20 protein-coding genes and 1 pseudogene are annotated in these 24,549 nt (G+C 59.0%); 8 read left to right on the top strand and 13 right to left on the bottom strand.

Annotated elements, in window-relative coordinates; translation table 11 throughout:
- Positions 1-19 precede the first annotated feature (19 nt).
- The 5 genes and pseudogenes from AC3WMV_RS20390 to AC3WMV_RS20370 form a co-directional block, all read right to left on the bottom strand.
- The gene (locus tag AC3WMV_RS20390; protein WP_103367590.1) at positions 20-502 is read right to left on the bottom strand and encodes a DUF4265 domain-containing protein; all 483 of its coding nucleotides are present in this window, start codon (positions 500-502) and stop codon (positions 20-22) included.
- Positions 492-5,177 (bottom strand): RHS repeat-associated core domain-containing protein, encoded by a 4,686-nt coding sequence (locus tag AC3WMV_RS20385; protein WP_103367591.1) that lies wholly within the window; start codon positions 5,175-5,177, stop codon positions 492-494. The genes AC3WMV_RS20390 and AC3WMV_RS20385 overlap by 11 nt, the downstream gene beginning before the upstream one ends.
- Positions 5,174-8,080, bottom strand: coding sequence for a type VI secretion system Vgr family protein (locus AC3WMV_RS20380; RefSeq protein WP_103367592.1), 2,907 nt, complete (start codon positions 8,078-8,080; stop codon positions 5,174-5,176). The genes AC3WMV_RS20385 and AC3WMV_RS20380 overlap by 4 nt, the downstream gene beginning before the upstream one ends.
- Before the next feature lie 127 nt (positions 8,081-8,207).
- Entirely contained in the window at positions 8,208-8,723 is a 516-nt protein-coding gene (locus tag AC3WMV_RS20375; RefSeq protein ID WP_027613808.1) for an Hcp family type VI secretion system effector, read from the bottom strand.
- Positions 8,724-9,078: 355 nt separating this feature from the next.
- A pseudogene (locus tag AC3WMV_RS20370) lies at positions 9,079-9,165 on the bottom strand (G/U mismatch-specific DNA glycosylase); the annotation flags it as partial.
- Between the two features lie 86 nt (positions 9,166-9,251).
- On the opposite strand from AC3WMV_RS20370, the gene AC3WMV_RS20365 reads away from it, so the two are divergent.
- Complete coding sequence (locus AC3WMV_RS20365; protein WP_103367593.1) at positions 9,252-10,196, top strand: LysR family transcriptional regulator; 945 nt, start codon at positions 9,252-9,254, stop codon at positions 10,194-10,196.
- 45 nt (positions 10,197-10,241) lie between these two features.
- On the opposite strand, the gene AC3WMV_RS20360 is transcribed toward AC3WMV_RS20365, so the two are convergent.
- The 3 genes from AC3WMV_RS20360 to AC3WMV_RS20350 form a co-directional block, all read right to left on the bottom strand.
- On the bottom strand, positions 10,242-10,493 hold the full coding sequence (locus AC3WMV_RS20360) for a DUF2790 domain-containing protein (protein WP_027613803.1): 252 nt from the start codon (positions 10,491-10,493) through the stop codon (positions 10,242-10,244).
- A gap of 734 nt (positions 10,494-11,227) precedes the next feature.
- The gene (locus AC3WMV_RS20355; RefSeq protein ID WP_103367594.1) at positions 11,228-12,496 is read right to left on the bottom strand and encodes a DUF1479 domain-containing protein; all 1,269 of its coding nucleotides are present in this window, start codon (positions 12,494-12,496) and stop codon (positions 11,228-11,230) included.
- A 117-nt stretch (positions 12,497-12,613) separates the two neighbouring features.
- Entirely contained in the window at positions 12,614-13,486 is an 873-nt protein-coding gene (locus AC3WMV_RS20350) for a helix-turn-helix domain-containing protein (RefSeq protein ID WP_103367595.1), read from the bottom strand.
- Between the two features lie 458 nt (positions 13,487-13,944).
- On the opposite strand from AC3WMV_RS20350, the gene AC3WMV_RS20345 reads away from it, so the two are divergent.
- Positions 13,945-14,307, top strand: a complete 363-nt coding sequence (locus AC3WMV_RS20345; protein ID WP_096796885.1) for a DUF6124 family protein — start codon at positions 13,945-13,947, stop codon at positions 14,305-14,307.
- Between the two features lie 138 nt (positions 14,308-14,445).
- Here AC3WMV_RS20345 and AC3WMV_RS20340 read toward each other — a convergent pair whose 3' ends face one another.
- Positions 14,446-15,192 (bottom strand): SDR family oxidoreductase, encoded by a 747-nt coding sequence (locus AC3WMV_RS20340; RefSeq protein ID WP_103367596.1) that lies wholly within the window; start codon positions 15,190-15,192, stop codon positions 14,446-14,448.
- 134 nt (positions 15,193-15,326) lie between these two features.
- Here AC3WMV_RS20340 and AC3WMV_RS20335 point away from each other — a divergent pair, with 134 nt between their 5' ends.
- Positions 15,327-16,214, top strand: a complete 888-nt coding sequence (locus AC3WMV_RS20335; RefSeq protein WP_178085225.1) for a LysR family transcriptional regulator — start codon at positions 15,327-15,329, stop codon at positions 16,212-16,214.
- A 157-nt stretch (positions 16,215-16,371) separates the two neighbouring features.
- Positions 16,372-17,340 (top strand): AraC family transcriptional regulator, encoded by a 969-nt coding sequence (locus tag AC3WMV_RS20330; protein WP_103367598.1) that lies wholly within the window; start codon positions 16,372-16,374, stop codon positions 17,338-17,340.
- Between the two features lie 187 nt (positions 17,341-17,527).
- Here the strand turns inward: AC3WMV_RS20330 and AC3WMV_RS20325 are convergent, their stop codons facing one another.
- Positions 17,528-19,447, bottom strand: a complete 1,920-nt coding sequence (locus AC3WMV_RS20325) for a tyrosine-protein phosphatase (RefSeq protein ID WP_103367599.1) — start codon at positions 19,445-19,447, stop codon at positions 17,528-17,530.
- Positions 19,448-19,767: 320 nt separating this feature from the next.
- Here AC3WMV_RS20325 and AC3WMV_RS20320 point away from each other — a divergent pair, with 320 nt between their 5' ends.
- Complete coding sequence (locus AC3WMV_RS20320; protein ID WP_103367600.1) at positions 19,768-20,244, top strand: hypothetical protein; 477 nt, start codon at positions 19,768-19,770, stop codon at positions 20,242-20,244.
- 57 nt (positions 20,245-20,301) lie between these two features.
- A complete protein-coding gene (locus AC3WMV_RS20315; RefSeq protein ID WP_103367601.1) occupies positions 20,302-20,823 on the top strand; it encodes a P-loop nucleotide/nucleoside kinase family protein in 522 nt (173 codons plus the stop codon).
- A gap of 121 nt (positions 20,824-20,944) precedes the next feature.
- On the opposite strand, the gene AC3WMV_RS20310 is transcribed toward AC3WMV_RS20315, so the two are convergent.
- Entirely contained in the window at positions 20,945-21,868 is a 924-nt protein-coding gene (locus tag AC3WMV_RS20310; protein ID WP_103367602.1) for an NADP-dependent oxidoreductase, read from the bottom strand.
- A 36-nt stretch (positions 21,869-21,904) separates the two neighbouring features.
- Positions 21,905-22,342: a DoxX family protein gene (locus AC3WMV_RS20305; protein WP_103367603.1), complete on the bottom strand. Its 438-nt coding sequence runs from the start codon at positions 22,340-22,342 to the stop codon at positions 21,905-21,907.
- Positions 22,343-22,520: 178 nt separating this feature from the next.
- Here AC3WMV_RS20305 and AC3WMV_RS20300 point away from each other — a divergent pair, with 178 nt between their 5' ends.
- Entirely contained in the window at positions 22,521-23,429 is a 909-nt protein-coding gene (locus AC3WMV_RS20300; RefSeq protein WP_103367604.1) for a LysR family transcriptional regulator, read from the top strand.
- Positions 23,430-23,503: 74 nt separating this feature from the next.
- Here AC3WMV_RS20300 and AC3WMV_RS20295 read toward each other — a convergent pair whose 3' ends face one another.
- The gene (locus AC3WMV_RS20295) at positions 23,504-24,001 is read right to left on the bottom strand and encodes a P-loop nucleotide/nucleoside kinase family protein (protein WP_103367605.1); all 498 of its coding nucleotides are present in this window, start codon (positions 23,999-24,001) and stop codon (positions 23,504-23,506) included.
- 88 nt (positions 24,002-24,089) lie between these two features.
- Here AC3WMV_RS20295 and AC3WMV_RS20290 point away from each other — a divergent pair, with 88 nt between their 5' ends.
- Positions 24,090-24,371, top strand: a complete 282-nt coding sequence (locus tag AC3WMV_RS20290; protein WP_027613788.1) for a hypothetical protein — start codon at positions 24,090-24,092, stop codon at positions 24,369-24,371.
- Positions 24,372-24,549: the final 178 nt, after the last annotated feature.

Below are 24,549 nucleotides of genomic sequence, written 5' to 3'. Positions count from 1 at the left end.
CCGTCTGCTGGTCTATCAGTCAGCTCTGCAACCACCAATTGAGCAGCGTTTCATCATCTTCATCATCAATGTTTTTATAGATATTGGCGTAATACCATTCGAGTCCGGTTTTCTCGCGGAACCGATCAAAAAACGCATTGATGCTGTCCATGCCATTGCTTGACGGCACAGCCAGTGACAGGTTGCCTTCGAAAACGCCATCCAGCGTTCCACCCAGTTCATTGCCAACATCAGTTTCCAGTTGTGCAATGACGTCCTCGGGGATGTAGTCGGCGTAAATATGAATACAAAAATTTCCTCCGCGCTTCAGGACTTCAGCGTGAGTGTTTTTGTTTTTTATCGAGATGATGTCACCTCGAGCTAAATTCAACGCAAGACCAGGTGAGGACAGCAGCTGATAAGTATCCTGCCCCATCGCGATTGCAGGGAGCTCCTCGAATACAGGGCCATCGTCATCTGATACAAACACCTGAATCAGTACAGGCAATTCTTTATCGTCCATATGGCGCTCCACAACTTCCACGTTCGACACACGACATCCCTTCTTTCACGTAACCGCTATTTCCCGCACTCAGGTTACACGAAGCGCCCTCAAGATCTACGTTGACATCGGCAAGGTTGCCCCCATTTGAGGTCGCCACATTCTTATGCCCCAAGTGCATGTCATCAGGATTGCTAGAGGTATGCCCGCACCGCCAGCACTTGTACACACCCACCGGTTTGCTTTTGGCAATAAGTTTTTTGCGACATGCCGCTTGTCCTTTCCGACTACCGCCGCCGACCTTGCTCGCAGCGATGTCTTTAGCGGAGGCTCCAGCACCGTCCTTCAGCGCGCGCTTGGATGGCGGTTTTCTGACCAGACCTAAAGGATCCACCCACTGCGTCGGGTTAGGCGCGTATTGATGAAGGTTGATACCGCCCATCAGACCTATCGGGTCTTTCGAGATGAAGCGACCTACATGGGGGTCGTAGTACCTGTAGCGGTTGTAGTGCAAGCCTGTTTCGTGATCGTGGTACTGACCCTGGAAACGAATGGGATTAGTCAGCCCGCGCCGCACTGCCGAGGCTGATGTCTGTTCTTTCACCTGCCCCCACGCTTTGTATTGAGCGCTCCAGGCGATCTCACCGTCTTGATCGGTAAGTTCCAATGGTGTGCCTAAATGGTCACACTGATACCAGGCCAGGGCATCGAACGGTTGTGCTTCAGGAGCGTGACTCCACAGCGGATCATCTTCAAGATTGTCGCCGCCGACATATTCAGGCTGACTCAACAGATCAATCGAGGCGTGTGTGAGGGCTTGAGCCACCGGTACGAATGTGCCGGGTTCATAAACGTAATGGACGGTGCGACCTGTCCCCCCATCAATAGGGGCTGGACTGCTTTCCCAGGAAAGGTTGTCCCCGTCCCACCCGTACAAGGTCAAACCACAGCCAAGCAAGCGCTGAATGCGCCCCTGCTCATTTTTATTCCAGTGCGAACCTGCTTCAGGACGGTTCACATAATGGGCTGTCGAGTGCTTATACAACCGGCGACCCAAGGCATCGTAGGCGTATCTGACCGAAAGACGATCATCCTCAAAATGCACCAACCTATCGAACAGGTCCCATTGCAATCGACTGCGTTGACCATTATGCCAACGCAATGTCTGGTTGCCACGATCGTCGTACTCGTAATGAGTACCGACGTATTCGCGTAAAAGATTGTCTACCAACCGACTACGTGCCGGGGCCTGATCAAGAGGCCGGCGCACTTCTGTCACCTTCTCGTCGAGCAGGTTGCTGGCAGGATCGAACGCGAAGTTTTCAACGCCGAGGCGACTTGCTGCGCTGATCAGTCGCCCGACCGGATCATAACGGTAGGTAAGCGATCCGCGACGAGTATCGTTCAGCTCGGTCAACTGGCCGACCGCATCATATTGGTACTGGCGTTTGAGCAACGTCGAATTGTCGTCGCTTCGACCGAGCAGTTGCTCCTGTAGCCGCCCTGCCGGATCCCACTTTTGCGTCTGGCGCAGGCGATTCCCTTGATAACGAGCGACTTCGCGATGTAAATCATCTCGCTCATAGCCGACCAGTTCGTGATCATCCAGTTTTAACGCGAGCAAATGCCCACTGCCGTACGTCAACCAACTCACCCGATGGCCATCCGGACGAGTCGTGGCGACACACTGATTGAGGGCATCGTACTCATGCCTCCAGATGGCAACGAGCGGTGTATCCAGATCCTGATAATGCTGGTGCTCTCTGATCAGATTACCGGCCGAATCATAGAACCACAGCAACCGGCTCTGGTCGTTCGTGGCCAAAACCATGTTGCCATTACCGTCATACGCAAAGGATTCGCTTTGAGTCGCATTGCCCAGGCTCGCATGGCGTTCAACAAGCCGCCCCATTGGGTCAAACGCCATCGAAATGATGCGCTCACCGCTGATGGCGCTCGCCAACCGCCCGCTCTCAGCGTCGTATTGATAGCGGGTGGCAAGACCGTCGAAGCCTTTTTCCTCAAGCAATCTTCCGACAGGATCATAGTGAAACCGGGTGCGCTGCTCGTTTTCGTTTTCGAGTGCTATCAAACGTCCTAGCAGGTCCCAACGGTAACGAAGCGTTTGCTCGCAGGCGTCTACTCGCTCGGCAACCAGACCGGCCGCGTTATAGCTCCACGTCGTACAGCGATCCAGACCGTCAACATGAGCGAGCAGACGCCCTTCGGCATCACGCTCGAATCGCTCCTCGGTTTTATCCGGATGCGTTATCAAGGCGACATGCCCGGCCTTGTACTGATACTCGGTGCTTTGCCCCGCTGCATCGGTAAAGTAGATCATCTGACCGCGATCGTTGTATTCCCACTCGCTGGTCTTGCCAGAGCAATCGGTATATTTGAGAAGCTGACCGGCAACGTTGTACTCAAGCGTTTTCTCGTTGCCAATTGCATCCTTGATAGCGATCAACTGACCTGCTTTGTCATAGGCGTACTCCGTCTTGTTGCCAAGCGGATCGACCGACTCCACCAGATTGCCGGCGTCGTCGTAAGCTCGTTGCCACTGACCGCCTTCTGCATCACTGACCTTGATCAGTTGGTTGAGATCATCGTAGGCGTAGTGAGCGACACTGCCGTCAGGACTGATGTGCTCGAGCAAATTACCGCGCTCGTCATAGCTGTAGCGATCGGTGGTGCCATCTGTATGAACGTGACGAATCACGTTCTTCGCATCATCGCGAAAGAACCACTCTGAACGTTCATCGGCATAGCGAATCCGGTAGGTATAGCCCTTGATGTCGTAGTAATGCCAAGTCTCGTTGCCATGGGCATCAGTGACGTAAGTCAGACGAATGTTTTCGTCCCATTCAAGGCGAGTATCGAAACTGCCGTCATCCGCCCACTCGCGCACAGCCCTGGCGTGCGATGTTTGGCCATCCCACTGCAGATTCAAACCGCGGCCGGTGCGATCGGTATACCGAGTCAGGAGGTGATGCTGATACTGATAACTCCAGGCCGCACCGTTTTCATCCTGCGCCTGGATCAAGTTGCCATGGAGGTCGTATTGGTAACGACACAATTGCCGCACAGGCGCGCCGTCACGAATCTCCCAGAGACCGGTCAAGCGTCCTTGATCATCAAGCAGCGTTCCGACGTGCAAGTGGACTTGCGTGACGTCACCTTGATAGGTGATCAGGTCGGATAATACGAGGGCGTCCCCATGACGATGCTCGTAATGCAGCATCAGCCCGGCACCACTGCGCATTTTGACATCCGTCAGCCAAAAGGAACGACCACGACGGACATAGGTTTCCTTGCGCTCGAAACCGAAGCAAACGAGCAGTTGATCCTCAGCGGAACGAACCAGCGTGAGATTTTCAACGGGGTCATAGTGAAAGAGGCCTGGCTTGGGCAGGGGGAAATCGATGCTACGACCATCGGCTCCAAAAAAAACCAGTCCATCGTCCTTGCAGTCGAATCGGGTCGTAAACTCTGTTACCCACCGTGCCCCTAATTCGCCATTGTCAAAAGCATCGAACCGGGAGCTGTAGGTGCGCACCCACTCGACAGGAAATGGACCCGGCAGGCTGAAATCGGTATGGCTCAGTGACTCGGATCCCAACGCAAAACTGATGCTGTTGCAAGTACCTGCACAAGCACCATTTTTTTTGCCATTGGCGTTGGCGTTAGCAGGAGCCTGATGGCTGCTGGCCTCGAGTCGTCCTTCACCTGCCTTGTTCTGCGCCTTACTGGTGGCGTTGGGTTTAACGCTGGCACTCTGTCCATGCCCACGACGCTTGCGCCACGTCACCACAGCACCGCTGAGCATTTGCAACAACCAACCAATCGAATGACGCGTTCCCGGGTCACCCAACTTGCTCAATTGGGTTTTGATCTCAGGCCCCATCGCTCTCAATGAGCCGGTGTGCGTCATCACCAGTTTTTTGGCCTGATCCGGCAGAAGATTCTTCGCCGCGCTGTTGGCAACCCCTTTACCCACGGCTTTGTAGGCACTGAATGCCGCCCCGAAGATATTACTGATCGCCGCTTTGGGATCGCTGAGCAGTTGATTGCCCGCCGCCGTGATTTTTTGTCCAGCCGCGCGCGCATCGCCTTTTGAATCAAGCTTGCCATTTACAACGGCCTCAAGACCCTTGGCAATTTCGGTGACTGCGCTTTCGCCCAGTTTTCCTGCATCGGCGAGAATGCCCGAGAGTTTGCCTTGAGCCTGTTTCACGAAGTCATCGATCGTGCCGACGATTGTCGCGTTCAAATGCCCGACCAGCACTTCGATCATTGAATCGCCCAACAGCATCTTGACGCTGTTACGCAATTCCTGACGTACCAGAAACAAGGTCGGGCGCAAACTCATACGAGCAGCTGCCATCGTCGGAGGCGCAGGTAAAACACCGATCAGGTTGATCCCCAGGCTGACCCAATCAAGCAACTCCCGCTGCTTGCTTCTGGTAAGCGTGACGATATCGCCCAGCGCATCGACCAGCGCCATGATGTTGCCGACAACCGGCAGCGACCCGGCAACTCCTTTGATTCGATCGAGCGTGACGACACCACCGCTGATGGATCGCAGCCAGGCATCAAACCGGGCAGCACCACGACCTACGTCCTGCACGTCCAGCGTGTTGAGCGGAACGATAGCGACCTGCGGCTCGCGCTTCTTGGCAACGGCTGTCTCAGTCATGAGAGCACCTCCCCATTTAGCAGGCCAGGCGTCTTAAGCGATGGTTTGGGCAAGGACGGGGCCGGGAGGCTTGGCAGTTTCCCTGCCTTGCTCGCTGCGCCGAGGATGCTCGATGCACTCGGCAGCGCCGCACTGGCAAGTTTCGGCAACCCGGCCACCCCGCCCTGCACCGCCCCTTTCACCTGCTGCGCCGTCTGCATCGCGCCCTGTGCGGTCTGCATGGCGCCCATGCCGCTCTGCGCCAGTTCCTTGCCCTTCTCCAGCATGTCCCAGTTCTTGTTCGGCAGAACCTGCGCAACCATCGCCTGCACCTGGCTCGGTACGTCTTCTGCGGCTGGCGGTTTCAGCGGCCACTCCGCTTTGCCGATGTAGCTGCCCTCACTCCAGGTGTCCGCCGGATCCTTGCCGAACAACACACGCGCGGGGCCTGGGGCGGCGCCGGCGACGCTGGCGAAACCCTTGGCGTCAAGCTTGCCCTTGATGCTTTTGCCGAGGGCGTCGATGACTTCGTAATCGCCTTCCTTGATGCCCTGGCGCCCGGCGTACTGGTTGAACAATTCCAGATTGCCCTTGCCCGGTTTCGGCGGTTCCGGGAATACGCCGGCCAGACTTTTCGCCCCGGTGTAGGCAAAGTTCGCCGCGTGCGCGGTGTACGGGCCGGTGGTGGCGTGGGTGATGCCGCCGGCGTTGTAGGTGGTCGCGCTGCCGCCGCCCTGGATCACCAGTTCGGTCTTGGCGGTGATGGTGATGCGGTCGGCGTTGGCAGTGATGTTGAGTTTGGCCAGCAGGTTGATGCTGTCCTTGAGGGCCTTGACGTCGATGTCGCCGGACGCCGCGACCAGACGCCAGCCCATGCTTTGCACGAACAGACGCATGCCACGGCTGGCACTGGCCAGCAGGCGTTTGCCAATGGAAAAACTGGTGTGCCCGGTGCTGCTCAGCGCCAGGTGTTCGCCGGTGGCGATGTGGCTGGAGCGCGGCGTGGTCAGGGCGATACCGGCGGGGCTGGCGAGCACCAGATGCGGCTCGGTGAATTCAGGGAATTCATTGGCAGTCATGTTCGCCGGGCCACTGCCGAGCACGCCTTGATGCTGCGCGTGCAACGCCTTGGCCACATCGTCCTGATCACCAGCCTCCTGGGCCTGAAGCTCTTTGGCCTGAGTGGCGAAACCGTCTTGCTGATCGCTGGCGGTGGCGAGGCGCTCGGCGGTTTCCGGCAGGTCTTTGTGGTGCTTGGACTCGTTCGGGCGCGGCTCGGTGGTGATCAGCAGGCCGGCGCCGGCACGCACCGCGCCATGGCGATCGGTGCGCAACTCGAAACCTTCGCCACGCGGCTGCCCGCCGCTCGGGCGTGGGTGGGTCAGGTAACCGAGGTTGATCGCACTGGCGCCGTGATCACTGCGCAGCGCGATGCTGATCTCGCTGGTGGTGTCGTCGATGCGCAGTTCGTTGGCGCGGCTGCCCTTGTATTCCTTGCTCTTGACCGTGGCCAGGGTCTTGAAGTCCGGCAGTTTGTACGGCGGCAGATTCGCGCCGTGGTACAGGCAACCGGTGATCAGCGGCTGGTCGGGATCGCCTTCGAGGAAGGTGATCAACACCTCCATGCCGACCCGCGGAATGTTGATCGCGCCAAAGGTTTCGGCAGCCCAGTTTGAGGCCACGCGCATCCAGCAACTGGTCTTGTCGTCGTGCTCGCCTTCGCGATCCCAGAAGAACTGCACCTTCACCCGACCGTACTGGTCGCAGTAGATCTCTTCGCCCTCGGGGCCGCAGACCACGGCGCTCTGGGTGCCGAGGACTTTCGGTTTCGGGTGATCGAGCGGCGGCCGGTACGGCACGTCCCACGGGATCGCGTTGAAGCGGTTGCGGTAGCCCTGGTGGAAATCGTCCTTGTTATCGGTGGTGTCGCTGGTCACCGACTCTTCGAGCACTTGCGGCTGTTTGCCTTCGTGGAAGATCTCGGTCAGCAGCCACAGATCGTTCCAGGTCGGGTTGGCATGTTCGGTGAGGGCGAGGAAATGCCCGCTGACCAGAATCGGCTGATCGCTGTTGCCCTCGGCCAGACGATAGTCGCTGCGATGGCGCTCCAGTGCGCGATTGGCCAGGTGCTTGCCGCGCTCGCGATCTACGAAACGCCCCGGGTAATCGTAATCCTCCAGATCCGGCTGAGCGCTGCTCTTGGCATCGCTTTCGAGCTCGATCTTCGGTTTGACGAAGTCGTAATCACGTCGTGTGGTGCGGCTGGTGCGGGTCGCCAGACGCAGGCCGAAACGCTTGACCACTGGTTGATCGGCGACCAGTCCGGAGTCCTGCTGATAAGCCACTGGCGCCAGTTTCGGGAACACCGTCTGATCATCGCCGAACATCAGTTTGTGGCCGCTGGCGGTGTGCTGGAAGTGGTAGTGAATCCCCTCCTCCTCGCACAGGCGCTGGACGAAATGCAAATCGCTTTCGTCGTACTGCACGCAGTAGATGCGCTCCGGGTAAATCGCGCTCAGTTGGAAGTGATAGTCACTGGCGAGAATGCCGTGTTCTTCCAGCACCTTGCTGATGATCTGTTGCACGGTCATCTGCTGGAAGATGCGCTGGTTGACCCGATGCGCGAGGTACGCCAGCTGCGGGCGCAGGGAGATTTTATAGCGGGTCAGGCGCTTGCCGGCCTCGCCCTGGGCGATGCTGTAGATCAGCCCGTGAATCCCCGTGCCGCTGGGCGACAGCTGCAGGAACACAAGTTTGTGCAGCAGGCTTTCGAGGTTGATCGAGGCTTTCTCACTGACCAGTTCCAGCTCAAACTCGAAGGGGGTGTTGAGCGCCTCTTTCCCGGTGAACGACAGCACCTGGAAATCGCTGTCCGCGCCATCGATGGTCAGTTTGAAATGAGGCTGATTGGCCGGTGAGAACATCCCTTGTTCCTCGCGCAATGCTGCGACGGGCGCCATTCCATGAAGCGTGGCGCACGCAAAAAATTCTGTAGGTCAAAGCCGCCCCGGCCAGCCGCACTGGCCGGGGTGGTACAACCATCAGTCGCGATTAAACGACTGGAGCACGCCAGTCATCGGAGCCCGAAGTACCGGAGACTTCGTGGGTCCAGGTGATTTTGCGGTAGGTGAACTGCACTTCTTCCAGGTGGGTGAAGTGGGCGTTCGACGGGTCCTGGCAGTTGTGCATTTTGTTGTTGATAGCGACGATGATCGCGTCTTCCAGTTTGGTGGTGTAGTAGTGCTCCTGGGTACCTTGAGCCGAAGTGCGGTACCACTGGATAACGATTTCGCTCATGCGCTCGCCGGAAGTCAGCGCCGCTTGCAGCAGAGGCGAAGCCTTGTCGTAGACCTTGGTGATGACCACTGGCTTGTGCACGCGCTGACCGGTTGGCTGACCGGATTGCGGATCACGCGGGATAATCACGTCGTGGGTGAAGGCCTGAACCATGACTTGGTCTTCGTGACCTTCCTGGAAGGTGTTGCCCACGGAGTCGGCGGTGAACGCGCCGGCAGTGATCAGACCTTGTTTTTCGCCAGTGACGGACATGTACGCTGGTGTTGCCATGGGGATGCTCTCCTTGCCTGAAAAAACACAACCGACAGGCACCATTGCCTGCCCGGGTACCTGCTCGGATATCAAATTCCGTGCCAGCCATCATCTAGCCATTTCGGATCAATGGGTTGGCGGCATTACCTTCGCGTTCCGGCATTTTAAACTTCGATAAACAGAAAAAAGTGCGCAAGAAGTTGCGCAGTACTGTGCAACTTCTTGCGCACTTGGCTGGAGGGCTTGGTTTAGAGAGGCTTGAAGGGAATTCTCGGGTGAAATTGGCGAAGCAACTGCGCAACTTTTTGCGCAGTGGTGGTGTTTAGATTTTCGACGCTGGCGCCACCACCTTCTGCCCCGTCAACGCCGCATACGCCGCCGCGAGCAATCCCGGATTGATTCCGCAGAACACCACCGACAGCCCCGGCGCCAGAATATCTTCAAGCCCTTCACCCGCCATGCGCCCGCCCTCATTCGCAAACATTTGCAACACTCCCCACGGCAAACCCTAGAATGGCCATCCCAGCCACAGAGCCAAGCACAACGATGGACGTTATTCAGACCCTGCGCTGCTTCGTCGCCGTGGCCCAGAGCGGCAGCTTCACCGCTGCGGCCGACGTGCTCGACACTACCACGACCAACGTCTCCAAAGCCGTCTCGAGCCTCGAAGCCCGGCTGCACACGCGCCTGATCAACCGCACCACCCGCCGCCTCGCCCTGACCGAAGCCGGTGTGCGTTATTTGCAGCGCGCCGAAAAAATCCTCGATGACCTGCGCGAAGCCGATGAAGAAGCCGGCACCGCCCAGATCTTGCCGGTCGGGCGTCTGAAGATCCACGCCATGGCCGCCATCGGCAACCACTATGTGATCAATGCGATCGCCCGCTACCGCGAAATTCACCCCACGGTGATGTTCGACCTGACCCTGAGCAATCGCCTGCCCGATCTGCTCGAAGAAAGCTACGACATGTCGATCGTCCTCGCCCGCGACCTGCCGGATTCCGGCTTCGTCGCGCAACGCCTGGGCACTACTTACAGCATCCTCTGCGCCTCACCGGCGTACCTGACCAAACGCGGCCACCCCGCCACACCCGCCGACCTCGCAGCGCACGACTGCCTGCGCATCGTCAACACGGTGATGCCCGCAGACAACTGGGTGTTCGAAGGCCCGCAAGGCATGGAAACGCAGAATATCCCCGACTCACCCTTCCACATCAACACCGCCGACGGCATGGCCACGGCGATCAGAAATGGCATGGGCATCGGCATTCAGCCGCTGGCATCAGCCGTCGAAGGATTGGTCGGAGGAACGCTGGTGCGGGTACTGCCGCAGTACCGCCTGGAGGAATACAACCTGTTCGCGATCTACCCGTCGCGCAAATTCGTCGACGCCAAAATCAAGACCTGGGTGGAGTTCCTGAAAACCGCCATCCCGCAACTGCTGGCATCCGATGAAGACATGGCCGGCGCCAAGGAACTTGCCAACGCTTAGTGCCGCAGACCCGGAGTGTCGACCCTCCAGCGCCGGCATCGACCATCAACCGTTGGAACAACCGCTACCCATCACCTGGTATTGCACGACATGCCGTGCACCGGTCGAGTCGTCATAAGTCATCTGCACCGGCACCGCGCCGCACTGATTGGCCGCTTCGGAGATCGACACTACGTGGGCGATGTCTGCTTGAGCGGCGGCGTTGTAGGCCTCGACTTGCGCGGTCTCGTCAGCTGCAAACGCTTGCGCGCCGATACCACCGAAGACCAGAAGAAGAGCGATTTTTGCAAGTTTCATGATGTTCACCGTCTCGTGGGGAACCGTGTTTGTTCACGGAGTGGAGACGATGTTAGGGGTTCAAGCGCACGGCAAAAATCGGTCGGCTGGACAAACACTGTGTCCAGAATGGTGATGAATAAATCCACACACCGTGGATGCCCCTTTCGCGAGCATGCTCACTCCTACAGGTTTGGTGCCCGCCACAACATTCGTGAACACTGCAAAATCCACTGTAGGAGTGAGCCTGCTCGCGACGGCGTAAGCCCAGTCACCAAATAACCCGAGGCTGCCGCAAGTTCAAGAACCGCCCCCGCCATCGTCGTTGTCAGCCACCAACAGGCAAACCACTCATATCAGGCCGTTATCACCCCCACATTGGGGCTACAAGCGCCCGCGCATTTGCCTACAAATCTTGCGGAAGTGGCTGGCTTGTACGATTTGCCCTTCAGCTTTATCGTTCCGCTCGTCGTTGCCCATCATCGAAAGCGATGGGCGTACAAGATTGAAAGCAAAGCTTGATCAAACCGAAAAGGAGCGGTTGACGCCCGCGTCGGCCGCACCTAATCTGCCCCCATCCCGCCCAAGGCAGTACGCCGTCCTAACCATCCAGGACGAGCCAAACCCTTGGGCGTTTTGCTGTCCGAAATGCACTCCGCTCAACCAGACAAAACAAAAAACCTGTGGTGAGAGGATTGAGCGAAACATCGCACCATCCCGATGGGTCGCGAAGCGGCCCCAATTCCCAAACTCCCCTACTCCAGCCCAAGCCCCGCACGCCCCAGCGAGTTCAGACCCTCCACCGGAAAACGCTCCACCCACGACCGCTCATAATCCTCACGTGGAAAATCATTCGGCGAAGCCCCCTGCGCAAACGCCCTGAACACATCCCTCGTATAACGCAGATTCTTCGCACACATCGGCGCCGCCGGGACGTACATCACGTTGCCCCAGCCCTGCTGGTTCTGCACCGGCGCGACGCTATGGATTACATCGCAATGCCACCACACCGAATCACCGGCCTGCACATCCGGTATCGGACTCAGCCCCTCCACCAGCAACGAATGCCATTGCCGCGACACCGGCAGCACCTTGCCCGGCGCCACCCCACACAACTCGTCTTCGGGCACGTCATCGAGCAGCGGCCGCAGCAGCAAATAGGCCATCGCCTTGGGGATCGGCACGGTGTGCAGCACGCCTTGATCGGCCTGCATGTCCGACAGCGCGGTCCAGCCCTGAAACGTGCGAAACGCCGAGCACTTGACCGTGTCCTTGTAGGCGTATTCATCCACCTCGGTACGAAACGCCGCGTCCCACGGGTCGTAGGCCGCGAAGTCGTTGTTATAGATTTTGTCGAAGACCTTCAGATACGCCGGGTGCAGCCAGCGCTCCAGCGCCCCGGAATCGGTGTGCGGGCCAAGGCCTTTCGAGTGTGTGCCCGGCGGACGTCGACGCACCCGATCCGGATACAGCGCATTGATATCAGGGTTGAACCAGTTCTGGCCGTGCGAATGAGTCTTCCACAATCGATTGAGAAACGCCTGCGCCGTGCCCATCCGCTCATGCTGGCGCAGCTGCATTTGCGCCGCCGACCAGTAGATCGGAAAAATTTCCGGCCGCGACGCCTCAAGATTGCCGAAAAACTGGTCAATCGGCCCGCGATACAGCGCATCGAACCGGTTCTTGTCGAGGTAATCCAACAAGCCCTGGTCCCACTGCAGCACCTGCTCGCGGGGGAAATGATTGCGGAGCACCACACAACCGCGACGTTTGATCAAGGCCAGTTGCTCGGCAGTCACTGTGCCAGCGGCGATCTCAGCGAACTCCAGCACCGGCCAGGCCGACCCGGTCTGCGCCTCCTGCGCTTTGATCGACGCAATTTCGCCGGCAATAAACTCACTGACCTCGGCGAACAGCCCCTGTACATCGCCGATCTGCGCGCGCAAGGTGCGTTTCATTCTGACGATGCTGTCGCGGTAGTTCTCCGGAAGCGTTGCGCTCTCGAATGCCTGGTATTTGCTCATCGGGGGACCTGCAGACCTTATTGTTGGTGCAGGTATGGGACCACTTCCGAGGGTGGCGGCGGCAGCCTGATTTGCCGCGTCGACTAATACGATTGTGGCGTTGTAGCGGCGCGCCGCTTACTGAAAGTGATGACCGTGCTGACGCCGAAACTCTGAAGGTGTCAGCCCCTTCAACGCCTTGAACTGGCGATTGAACAGCGCCAGCGACGAATACCCCACTGCCTCGGCAATCAACGAAACCGTCGAGTGCCCCTGCATCAACAGCGCACAGGCGTGTCCGACTCTTAGCCGCACGATGTAGTCCAGCGCCGTACAGCGCGTATGACGGCGGAACATCCGATGGAACGCCGACACACTGACGCACGCCATCTCGGCCAACGCGGGAATGCTGATGGCCTCGGTGTAGTGACCATGCACGTAATCCAGAACCCGATGGATGCGCGGGTCTTCAACAATCTGAGTGCCAGCCTGCGAGTCCGAGGCAGAGAGAATTCGCCTGGCATCGACGTCCCGCGTCAGTTTGTTCAACACCACCAGCAACGCGATCGACCGCTCGGACGGCTCCTGCTCGACCATCGCCTCGATCAGCGGGCGAATCTCCCGCGACGCTGCCGCACTGAAACTCAACGCCTGCCGCGCCGCCGCGAGCAATTGCCGAACCGATCCCATTTCCGGAAACAACGTCACCAGCGACTCCGCCCACGCCGCCGAAAACCAGATCACCAACGCCACATGCGGTTGCCCGGCATCGACCCGCTCCGCCGACGACCAGCTATGTGGCACATTCGGTCCGACCAGAATCAGATCGCCGTCATCGTAAGGCTCGACATCATTACCGATGTAGCGATGGCCACGACTGTTCAAGGTCAGCGTCAGCTCGTACTCGGGATGGTGATGCCATTCGAACGGAATCGCCTCCGGCAAACGCCGGTTCAGCAGTGTCCACGAGGCAGTGGCTTCGGTGGGGATTTTTTCGAAACTGGGTTTCATGGTGATCGATTCTGCGCTTTGGCGTGGGTGGCGCGCCACGATCGTATCACCGCGATCGAAATGCTCAAGCCGCGCATCGGTCAGTTTCTCGCTCGTGTTTAAGGTTTTGCCAGAGCCGTTTAAAGACACCCAGTGTTACGTCATCCCAGGCTACAACGCCTTGCGCCATTGCCTACGACTACGCCAGAATCCGCCGGCTTGTGCGCCCAGAGTGCGGGTTCTATCGTGGGTCGGTCGCTGAAAAGCAGCGATCGGGTTTGGTAGCCCGGCACTTCCAGGTCGCATAGCTCCCCTTATGCAGAGGTCGATTTCTCGTCCCTGTTTTATGGTGGTCATGCGTAGGGCGTCTTAGGGCGCGCCGGGCTCCTGGGCCGGTCTACCAACCTGTGCATGGCCGCCACCCTTCGTTTGGTAGCGAAGCGTGATGGCTCCCTAATCGTTTTCCCAGGAGCATCATCATGTTCAAAGTCACACCGAACCCACCCGAAACCGAAACGGTCTCCCCCTACGAATCCCCCGATTCCCGAAAACTCAGCGAAGCCGCCGAACGCGCCCTCGACCACTACCTCAACCCCTCCAGCCAGATCATGGCCACGCCCTACACACCCAACGCCATATTCCTCGCCAACCCCAAAATCGCCACCGAGGAACTGCTGGCGAACGCCAGTGAATCGCTGGGTTCAGCGACGGTGATGTTGGGGGACGTGGCTGCGCTGGTTGAGGGGCCGATTCGCAAGACGCTGCTGGGCATTGCGCAGGTGGTGATGCTCGGGGAGTTGGCGGTGAATCAGGCGTTGGATAATGTTGTGCCGATGCAGTAACTCGTAAGGCCTCTGTGGCCGCTAGCTAGCCTGGTGCCACGGAGGGTATTGCCTAATGGACATCAACACTGTCATTTCGACAACTCCCGCTTCCGGGCAGGAAGCGGGATGTACAGACTCGAAGACGCGCCTATTTCGTTAAAGCGCGCGACCACCATCAACAATAATTTCCGTTCCCACCGTCCAGCGAGACTCGTCCGACGCGAGGTACAGCACCGCCTTGGCTACTTCTTCAGGCGTGCCAAAACGGCCAAATGGGATAGTCGCGACAATCTCCTTATTGACCTGCTCGCGGTAGGCATCGGGTATACCCGCCTTGCCGTACAGCGGCGTGTCGATGGGACCAGGGCTGACCGCATTGACTCGAACACCACGCGGTAGCAGCTCGCCAGAGAGCGTTTTCGACATATTCAGGAAGGCAGCCTTGGTTGCGGCGTAAACGGATGAGTTCGCGGCGCCCAGATGTGCACTGATCGAGGTGTTAAGAACCACCGACGCAGGATTAGAGAAGGTCGGCAGCAGTGCTTGCAGAAGGAAGTAAGGGCCTTTGACATTGATGTCGAAGGAGCGATCAAACATCTCCTCGTTCCAGTCTTCGATTGGCCTCCAGACGGATACGCCAGCATTGAGGAAGGCAACGTCCAGTTGCCCGTAATGAGACTGAACGGCCTGCGCCAGCTCCTTCTGGGCTGCGACGCTAGCTGAGTCGGCGCGCAACACCAGGACTTCGCTACCTAAAATTGCTTGAGCATTTGCCATGGACTCAGGATTGACACCGGTGACGATCACACGTGCGCCTTCGGCGAGAAATTGCTTCGCGGTCTCTAGACCGATGCCGCTTGTACCGCCAGTGATGAGGGTACGCTTGCCTTGTAAACGGGACATCTGAATTTCCTCTCTTTTTGGGCCGCCAAATGGACGACTGGCCCTCTGAGAGCAACTATGTATTCATGCCAGTGCACTGATAAGATGGACAAATAGAATAGATCTCATGCGAAATCCGCATGAATTGGGGTGTGATGGACCGGTTGTTACTGATGAGCTGTTTTGTGCGCGCTGTCGAGACAGGCAGTTTTTCTGCTGCGGGGCGTGATCTGGGACTAGGGCAACCGAGCGTCAGTCGTTACGTCGCTGCGCTTGAAGACCATTTGCAAACCAGGCTGCTTCACCGATCCACACGAAAGCTGATGCTCACGCCCGAGGGTGAACGGTACTACGCAGATGCGCGGCGTATCCTGGACTCAGTGGAACAGTCCGAGTCCTCACTGAGAGGAAACGTAGCGCCGTCCGGGTTGCTGCGCGTCGCTTGCCCGACCGCATTGGCTCACACGTTCATCGTACCGCACGTCGCGAGTTTTCTAAGCCGCTACCCCGAACTGTCGCTCGATCTTCAAATCAATGATCGCTACGTCAATTTGGTCGACGAGGGGGTAGAACTCGCGATTCGTATCGGTCACCTGGAGGACAGTGCAATGCGAGCCCGGCCACTGGCTTGGTTCGAGCGTGTGTGCGTTGCCAGCCGTGCATATTTGGAAAAACGTGGCACTCCCTCTTCGCCTGATGACCTGAAGAAACACGACTGTCTCATTTATACCCTTCTATCCACTGGAACCAACTGGCGGTTCAAGGATACGGATGTCCCGATCTCCGGACGACTGCGTGTCAACTCGCCTGAGGCGATCCGTGAGTACGTCAATGCAGGGTTGGGCATCGCGCAGGGGCCGCAATGGCTTTATGAGGAAGGGCTGAGAAGTGGCAATCTTCAATTGCTGCTTAACGAATACGTGGCGCCCCCCGTCCCGATCCAAATTGTCTACCTGGCTAATCGGCTGCTGCCTCAGCGAGCCATCGTTTTCATGGATTTCATGGCGGATATTTTTGCTGAATTCCATGAGCGCCCTGAATAGTTTTTTAGACCACGGCCAAGTTGCGAACGAAGCAGCATCAGCATGCGGCCCCTCCCTCGACTCAATTCCCGTCACAGACCTGTCACCCCAAGCTGCTAACCTCCCCTGCGACTAGCAATCCCCCTATCCAAGAGCCCCAACCAAAGGTGCCCTCAAGGTGTCCCCAAACCCCCGCCAAAAAATCATCCTCCGCTCCGAAAACCTCCACTCCGAAGACTTCGGCGCCCTCTTCTCCCGGCTCTTCGGCAATCGCTACGCCGACACCCCGCCGATCCCCTCCAACATCATTATCGGCGGCGTTTACGGCAGGCACGATGGCGTCAGTTTCCGTCGCATGCATTACCACGGCGATTTCACCGTGACCTTCCCCGACCCGCAGGACGAGATAACTTTCGTGATTCCCACGGCGGGCAAGATTGTGTTCAACCACCGTACCGAGTCCGTCGGTGTGGCGCAGGTGGGGTTGGCGATTGATAAGGCGGATATCCGTTCGATGCGGTTTCTCGACAATCATGCGCAGCACGGGATTTCGGTGAATCGGGGGCAACTGACTGAGCGGTTGGCGGCGTTGTTGGGGCGGCCGATTGTGCAGAAGATTGTGTTTGAGCCGGTGGTGGATCTGCACACGTCGGCGTTCCAGGGGATCAAGGCGTTGATTGATCTGGCGACGGGGACGGAGTTTGATCTGTTGCTCAACAGCGGGACGCTGATGCCGTCGCGGTTGCGTGAGATGTTGATTGATGCGGTGCTGGAGGCGTGGCCGCACAATTTTACCGAGGCGTTGCGCCAGCCCGCGCCGAGGGTGGCGCCGCGGCATGTGAAGTTGGCGGTGGAGTTTATTCAGGCGCATCCCGAACAGTTGGTGAGTGGGGTTGAGTTGGCGCGGTTGAGCAATGTCAGTCAGCGCGCGTTGCAAGATGGGTTTCGGCGGTTTGTCGGGACGTCGATTGTGGCGTATCAGCGGCAGGTGCGGCTGGAGCGGGCTTTCGAGGCGCTGGGACAGCGGCATTCGGCGTCGGTGACGGAGGTGGCGTTGCGTTTTGGCTTCAGTAATGTCGGGCGGTTTTGTCAGTATTTTCAGCAGGCGTATGGGGTCAGTCCGGCGCAACTGAGGGGGCGGGGTTGATTGGTTTATCGGCAAGAGTGCTGGTGGGTCAGTTGATGGTGATGTTGGCTGACATGACGCCTTCGCGAGCAAGCTCGCTCCCACAGGAATATGCAGTGGACTCAGGATTGGCGGTTGGCCGTTCCAACGGGTTTGGTGGGACTTTTTGCATTCTGGTCATCCTTGACCTTGCGTTGTTATCCCTGCTTTAGAACGCGTAACTGGCCTTGAGGCTGCCGCTGAATCCATAGCTGTCACCGCCTCCGCTGGCACCGACTTCTGCGCCGACGCTGACCGCGCCGAGACTGGCCATCAGGTTGACGCCGCCGCTGAACTGGTCGCGGTTGTCGAAGGCGGCGCGTTGTTCGATGTCGAGGCCCAGCAGGTGGCCCTGGCTGTTGACGTCGTTGTTGCCCAGGGTGCGTTCATAGCCGACTCGTACGCCCGGCACCAGTTGCCAGGCGCCCATCGCCACCGGGGCAAATGCCACGTTGAGGTTGGCGACGGCGCTGCGGCGGGTGGCGGTGTTGTCGTCGATGTCGAGTGCCAGTTCGCTGCCCTTCTCTTTGAAGCCTTTAAGGTCGAGGTGGCTGATGCGCACGCCGAGGCTCGGTTCGAGGATCATGCCGTTGACCGGTGCGCGGTAACCCAGCGCCAACGTCGCGCCGGTGAGGTTGCCGTGAGTGTCGCCCTTGGCCGCGCCGAGACCGCCGCCCAGTTCGCGTTTGCTGTCGTAATCGACGTAGCCGGCGCTGGCGTTGGCGTCGACGAACAGCCCGCGTTCCAGGCTGGTGAAGCCGTAGCGCGCGCCGAGGTTGAAGAAGGTGAAGTCGGTATCGGCCTCGCCACCCGCGCCGCCGACGGTGCCTTTGCTGTAGCCGAAGCCGCCGCGCGCGCTGAGTTGTTCGGAGAAGCGCTGGGTGAGGCCGACCATCAGGCCCTGGCTGTGTTCGTTGCTGCTTTCGGCGTGGGACGAGCCGTCGGTGCCGAGGTAACCAGCCAGCGCGGTGATCCACAAACGGTATTGGCCGACTTTCAGATCGGTGCCGCTGGCATAGGACGCGGCGGCTTGCTCGATCATTGCATTCTGGCGCAGCAGGTAGCTGGCGGCGTCGGCGTGAACCTGGCCACCGACCTGGGACTCGACACCGTCGAGGGTGCCGGCATCAATCGCCGATTGCAGGTAGTAGTTGTAGGCGCTGTAGGTGCTGGACAGGTTGCTGTTCTGCAATTGACGCAGCAATTCGGCACCGGCAGCGGCGTTGCCGATCAATCCGGCCTGACCCGGTAGGCTGTTGTACTCGACCAGTTTGCCGCGCAACACGTAGATGGTTTCCTGGGACAGGCCGAGGCCTTGTTTGAGGTAGTTGTCCATGCTGCCGTATTCGGCGGTGACCTCATCCAGACCGGCCTGCAAGTACCTGGCCTGCACGCCGAGCAGCGGCGCGTAGACCGAAGCCATGCTTGGCGGCATTGCTTTAAGAGTCGCGGCGACGCGGGCGGCGGTGTAGTCGTTGGTAGCGAGGTAGTTGGCCATGATGGTCGCATTGTCGACCCCGGCGATGCTCTGCAACACAGCGGCGGTCCAGCCGGTGCGGTCCTTGCCGGCGGTGCAATGGAACAATTGTGCGCCGTCGGTGGTAGCCAGTTCGTTGAACAGCTTGCCGAATTGACCGCGCATCCCGGCGTCGCTGACGAAGGCGCGGTTGGTCTGCTCCATCATGGCGATGGCGTCGGCGGCGCTTTTGAACGACACGGTGGTGATGTTCGCGCCGGAGGTGGTGCTGCCGATGATGTCGATGTTCTGGTAGGTCGCACCGGTCAGCATCGTATCCGGCGTGCCGGCGATTTCGCTCGGCGTGCGCAGGTCGTAGACGGCTTTGATGCCGAGGCTGTTGAGGGTCGCCAGATCCGCTGCCGACGGCGTGATCGCGTTGGAGCGGTAAAACACGCCGCTACGCATGGTGCCATCGTGGGCGGTGGAATACGCAGTGGTCAGGCCGGCGACATCACGGAAGTTGTCGATGCTTTGCAGACGCGGCGTGTCGAGCACCAAAGGCTCGGCGGCGTGGGCAGCGGCGATGGACAGGCTCAGAACGGACAGCGAACACACAAGACGTTGAAACACAGTGCAGCCTCATTGGAATTAGCGTTGGGCTGGCTACTATCTGCAATCAACTGATACCGAATATGACAGAACGACTGCGCACGCAAATGCCTGCGCGATTGGGCCGTGAGCTGCGTTTTTTGTCCGTATCTGCCGGAGAGCCACTGTAGGAGTGAGCCTGCTCGCGATAGCGGTGGGTCAGACAACGTAAATGTCAGACATATACCGCTATCGCGAGCAGGCTCACTCCTACAGGGTTCGGTGATGAATGTGGAGTTTTCGGTTGAAGGCGATTCCGTCCATAATCCCTCCCCCAAATGGACTGACACAGGAAATGTGAAATGGACACCGCTCAATGGCTCGGTTTGTTCGAGCGCGCCTTTCAAGGCATGGAGAAGAATCTTGAGCAAGTGCTGCAACTCAACAGTTGCCGCGAGCATTGGATTCAAGCCCAGATCAGTCTGCAAGCCTGGTTCGAAGATGAGATCGAGATCTGGACGGATCTGCCGATAGGCGACCGACGCAAAGCGGACCTGTACTCATTGGACGACAACGGCGCGCCGAGGATGGTCGCCGAAATCAAATGCCTGGGCGATGTCTCGCAGGCCAAGTGCCTGGAAGGCGATTGGTCAGTGCGGGCTGATGTTGATCGGTTGCGCTCTTTCGAATGCCCCACCCGCCTGTTCGTCCTGGTCATCGCCAAAGGCGAGCGCGAAACCAATACCGGACGTCGCCTTCGCGAAGATGAATGGGTGGATGGCCGGACATGCGTCACTGTGGATCTGCAATTTGCCTTGGTTCGGATGTGGGCTTTGTAAGTCAGGTCTTCATCCACTTCTGAACGCGACCTGGACCACCGCGAACAAGGACTGCCAATGCTAATTGTCTTCAGCGGCCTGCCGGGAACCGGAAAGACCACCATCGCCAGATCACTCGCGACCCGGCTGGATGCAACCTGTCTGCGTATCGACACGATCGAACAAGCCATCCGCAACGCCGGGGTTCTGGCGGATGATGTGGGTACCAGCGGTTACCGGGTCGCCAACGAGTTGGCCGCGAACAACCTGCGTCCTGGCCACAGTGTCGTGGTTGATTGTGTTAATCCGGTCGCTGAAAGCCGGCAAGCGTGGGCCGACATCGCGGCTCGCTCGGGAGCGCCGTTGCTCAACATCGAAGTGATTTGCTCGGATCGACGTGAGCATCGTCGTCGGGTTGAGCAGCGGAAATCAGACATCATGGGGCTGACGCCACCGACATGGTCCTCCGTGGCGAATCATGAATATGAAGCCTGGGCGCAGCCGATTCTTTGCCTCGACACTGCGAATGTCAGCGTGGATCAGGCGGTGGAGATCGTCGTGCGCCAACTGACTGATCACCACCCAACCGTTTTGCCCTGATGCGGGCAAAGTGCTGATTTTGCTGATGGCGTGCTGAGGCCGGGTCGACCATTTGACCCGACTTCAGTATTTGCCCGATGAAGAGCAGGAAGGTCTCTGCAGTGCAATTGTGAGCGACGAACTACTTCGTGGGATCGAGGACCAGCCGGCCGTGACCACGGCGGCTCAGGCTTTTCTCGAGCGCACGTTGCGCCTCGCTCAGCGGGAACACTTCGACGTCGACCGTGAGGTGGCCGCGATCGAACAGTTCGGCGATCAACGACAACTGCGCACCGTCGGAGCGGGTGGCGAAGTTGATCGGGGTTACGCCGTAGTCATTGGCCAGCGTGATGCTCGGCGCGCTGACCGGCGAGATCAGTAAGCCTCCGCGTTTCAACACGCGGAACGAACGGTTCTGGGTGTCACCGCCCACCAGATCGAGCACCACGTCGACTTCAGATACCAGCTCATCGAACGCCTGCGTGGTGTAGTCGATAACGTAGTCTGCACCGAATTGCTTGAGGTACGCATGATTGCTGGCCGAGGCGGTGGCGATGACCTCGGCGCCCAGATACTTGGCAATCTGCACCGCCATGCTGCCCACGCCACCAGCTGCGGCGTGGATCAGCACTTTCTGCCGCCGCTGCACGCCAGCGTGCTCGGTCAACGCTTGCCACGCGGTGAGCGCGGTGGCCGGAACGGCACCAGCCTGCAAGGCGCTGAGGGATTGCGGTTTCAGCGCCAGTTTGCTCACCGGGGCCACGGCTTTGCTCGCATAGCCACCGACGATGTTGATGAAGCCGAACACTTCATCACCGAGCTTGAATTGGGTCACACCGGGGCCAGTGGCGATTACTTTGCCGGACACTTCAACGCCCGGGGTGAACGGCAGTGGCAGCGGAATGAACGCTTTCATCGCGCCGGACAGCACCTTCCAGTCGATCGGGTTGACCCCTGCCCCGGCGACCTCGATCAACACTTCACCTTCGCCGGCTACAGGGTCGGCGATGTCTTCCAGTTGCAACACTTCGGGGTTGCCGTATTCGTACACACGGATGGCTTTCATGAGAGACCTCGATCGATTGGAGTGGGTAGCGCGTGATCAGTGACGACGAGCGTCAAGGCTGAAACGACCGGCGCCGAACGCGACCACTTGCAGAAGGCCACCGGCCATGGCGATGTTCTTGAAGAAGTGGATGAACTGATTCTGATCGCCCAAGGCGTTGTGGAACGCCAGCGCAGTGACCACGCTGAACACGGCCAGCACAGCGGCGACGGTTCGGGTGCGGTAGCCGGCGATCAGTACCAGGCCGCCACCGATTTCTACGATGATTGCCAGTGCCAGCGCCACTTGCGGCAGCGGCAGACCGACCGAACCGATGTAGCCGATCATCATCGCCGGCGCCGCCAGTTTCGAAAAACCGGAGAGGATGAAGATCGCGCTGAGCAGAATGCGCCCGATCAACGAGGCCGAGGACTGGGTGACGTCATTGCGGGTTTGTTCAGTAGCGGTTGGAGCAATGTTTGCGGCAGTGGTCATGACGGCATTTCCTTCAAAGGTGCGGCGATCCGAGATGAATCGTCCAAGTGAGGAAATGGTGCGCCTGGCCAGCTAATCTGAATAGCCGACTAATTTCGATCATTACGTTCTATAAAATAGACAAGCTGATAGACCTCAGCGAGGATATCGCTACGCTGAATATGACGAGGAAACAGCCATGATTTCCGACCCAGGCACGCCGACGCTGGATCAACTGAGGGTGTTTTTGACGGTGGTGGAACTGGGCAGTTTCGCTGCCGCCGCGAGGAAGCTGCACCGCGCAACATCGGTGATCAGCTATTCGATGGCCAACCTGGAATTGCAGCTGGGGGTAACGCTGTTCGATCGCCAGACCACGCGTAAACCGCAACTTACCGAGGCTGGCCGGACCGTACTGGCCGAGGCACGCACCATCGCCAACGGGGTGCATGGCTTGCGCGCCAAGGTCAAAGGCCTGTTGCAGGGGCTGGAAGCTGAGGTGCATGTGGTGCTGGACGTGATGCTGCCGCCGCAGCGGGTGGTGGATGCGTTGAAGTCGTTTCGCGAGGCGTTTCCCACCGTCGCCCTGCATTTGCACATGGAGGCGCTGGGGGCAGTGACTGAGCGGGTGATCAATCGCGGGGCGATCATTGGCGTCAGTGGGCCAATGAACGAAGGCATCGATGCGATCGAGCGTATCGGTGCCGGCAATGTCGAGTTGATTCCGGTGGCGGCACCGAATCATCCGTTGGCTTCGGGTGAAGCGAACACACCGGGGGCCGGGCGTGAACTGACGCAACTGGTGTTGTCCGATCGCTCGCAACTGACCAAGGATCGCGACTTCGCCGTTCTCAGCAACCGCACCTGGCGCCTGGCGGATCTGGGTGCCAAGCACATGCTGCTGCGCGAAGGGATTGGCTGGGGGAACATGCCGTTGCCGATGGTCGAGGAAGATTTGCAGTCCGGCCGACTGGTGCGGCTGAACCTGCCGGAGTACCAGAGCGGCATCTACCCGTTCGACGTCATCTACCGCACCGACCTGCCACCGGGACCGGCGGCGCGGTGGTTGATCGAGCGGTTTGTGCAGCAGAGCGTGCGGGATGCCTGACATGGCCCCATCGCGAGCAGGCTCACTCCTACAGGGTCATGCAGCAGGTTGGCAGACTGAGATCATTGTGGGAACTAGCCCTGTTGCCGATTGCGGTGCATGACAATCTCCAGCCCCTCGCCCACCTCCGGCACCTGAAAGTAACGGGTGATCAAATCAAACTCCGCATCCGACGCCGCAAACTCATGTTCGGCCAGCGCGTTGCGTGCATGTAGCCGGGCGCGGCAAGTATCGTCATCCACCGCGAGATAGTGCAGGCAATGCGGCACTTTTGCAGTATCCGCCAGCCCTCGCAGCCACTGCCGATCCGCCACGGTATTGGCCGGAAAATCCAGCACCACACTCACCCCCGCGCTAAGCACATCAATCACCAACGGCCCCAGCACGCCGCGAATCTGCCGCGCACATCGAAGGTAATCCGCCACGGATTTGATCTGCTCCGGATACAGCCGCGACAGCCACTGATCCTCACTGAGCACCAGCGCGCGCTGCTCCTCAGCCAGTGATTTGGCCAGTGTCGATTTGCCCGAGGCGATCTTGCCGCACATCAGGTGTAGTGTGGGTGCACGCATTGGGGACGCTTCCTTATGTCGATTGCTGGATAATGCCCAACGCCTGTCGGCGAGGCAATTGAGGCGCATGACCCAACGAGGAACCCAGATGACCACAATCACCGCACGCCAATGCTCTTCCTGGGTGCTACTTACCCTGCTCGCCACCACCCTGGCGCTGACAGTCGGCTGTTCGAGCAAACGCTACGCCACCAACGGCTCGAACTGCTACGCCAAAGCCGTGCCCACTTCCGGCGAAGGCGGTTTGGCCTGGGGCGACACCTTGAGCATGGCGCGCAAGAAATCGATGAATAACTGCATGCGTTATGCGAGCCGCTCCGGCGGCACGCCGAACACTTGCCAGGTGGTGCAGGCGCAGTGCAAACGCTGACGGCACCGATAATGATGTTGGCTGAAACGGCCCTATCGCTGGCAAGCCAGCTCCCACAGGGTTATTGGGTGGACTCAGGATTGGCGGCTGCCAGAAATCCAATGTGGGAGCGAGCCTGCTCGCGAAGAGGGCGTGTCAGTCGCCATCGCTTTGGCTGACAGATCGCATTCGCGAGCAG

Source organism: Pseudomonas sp. FW305-3-2-15-E-TSA4 (genome assembly GCF_058787295.1).
This window is presented reverse-complemented; position numbering and strand designations above follow the sequence as displayed.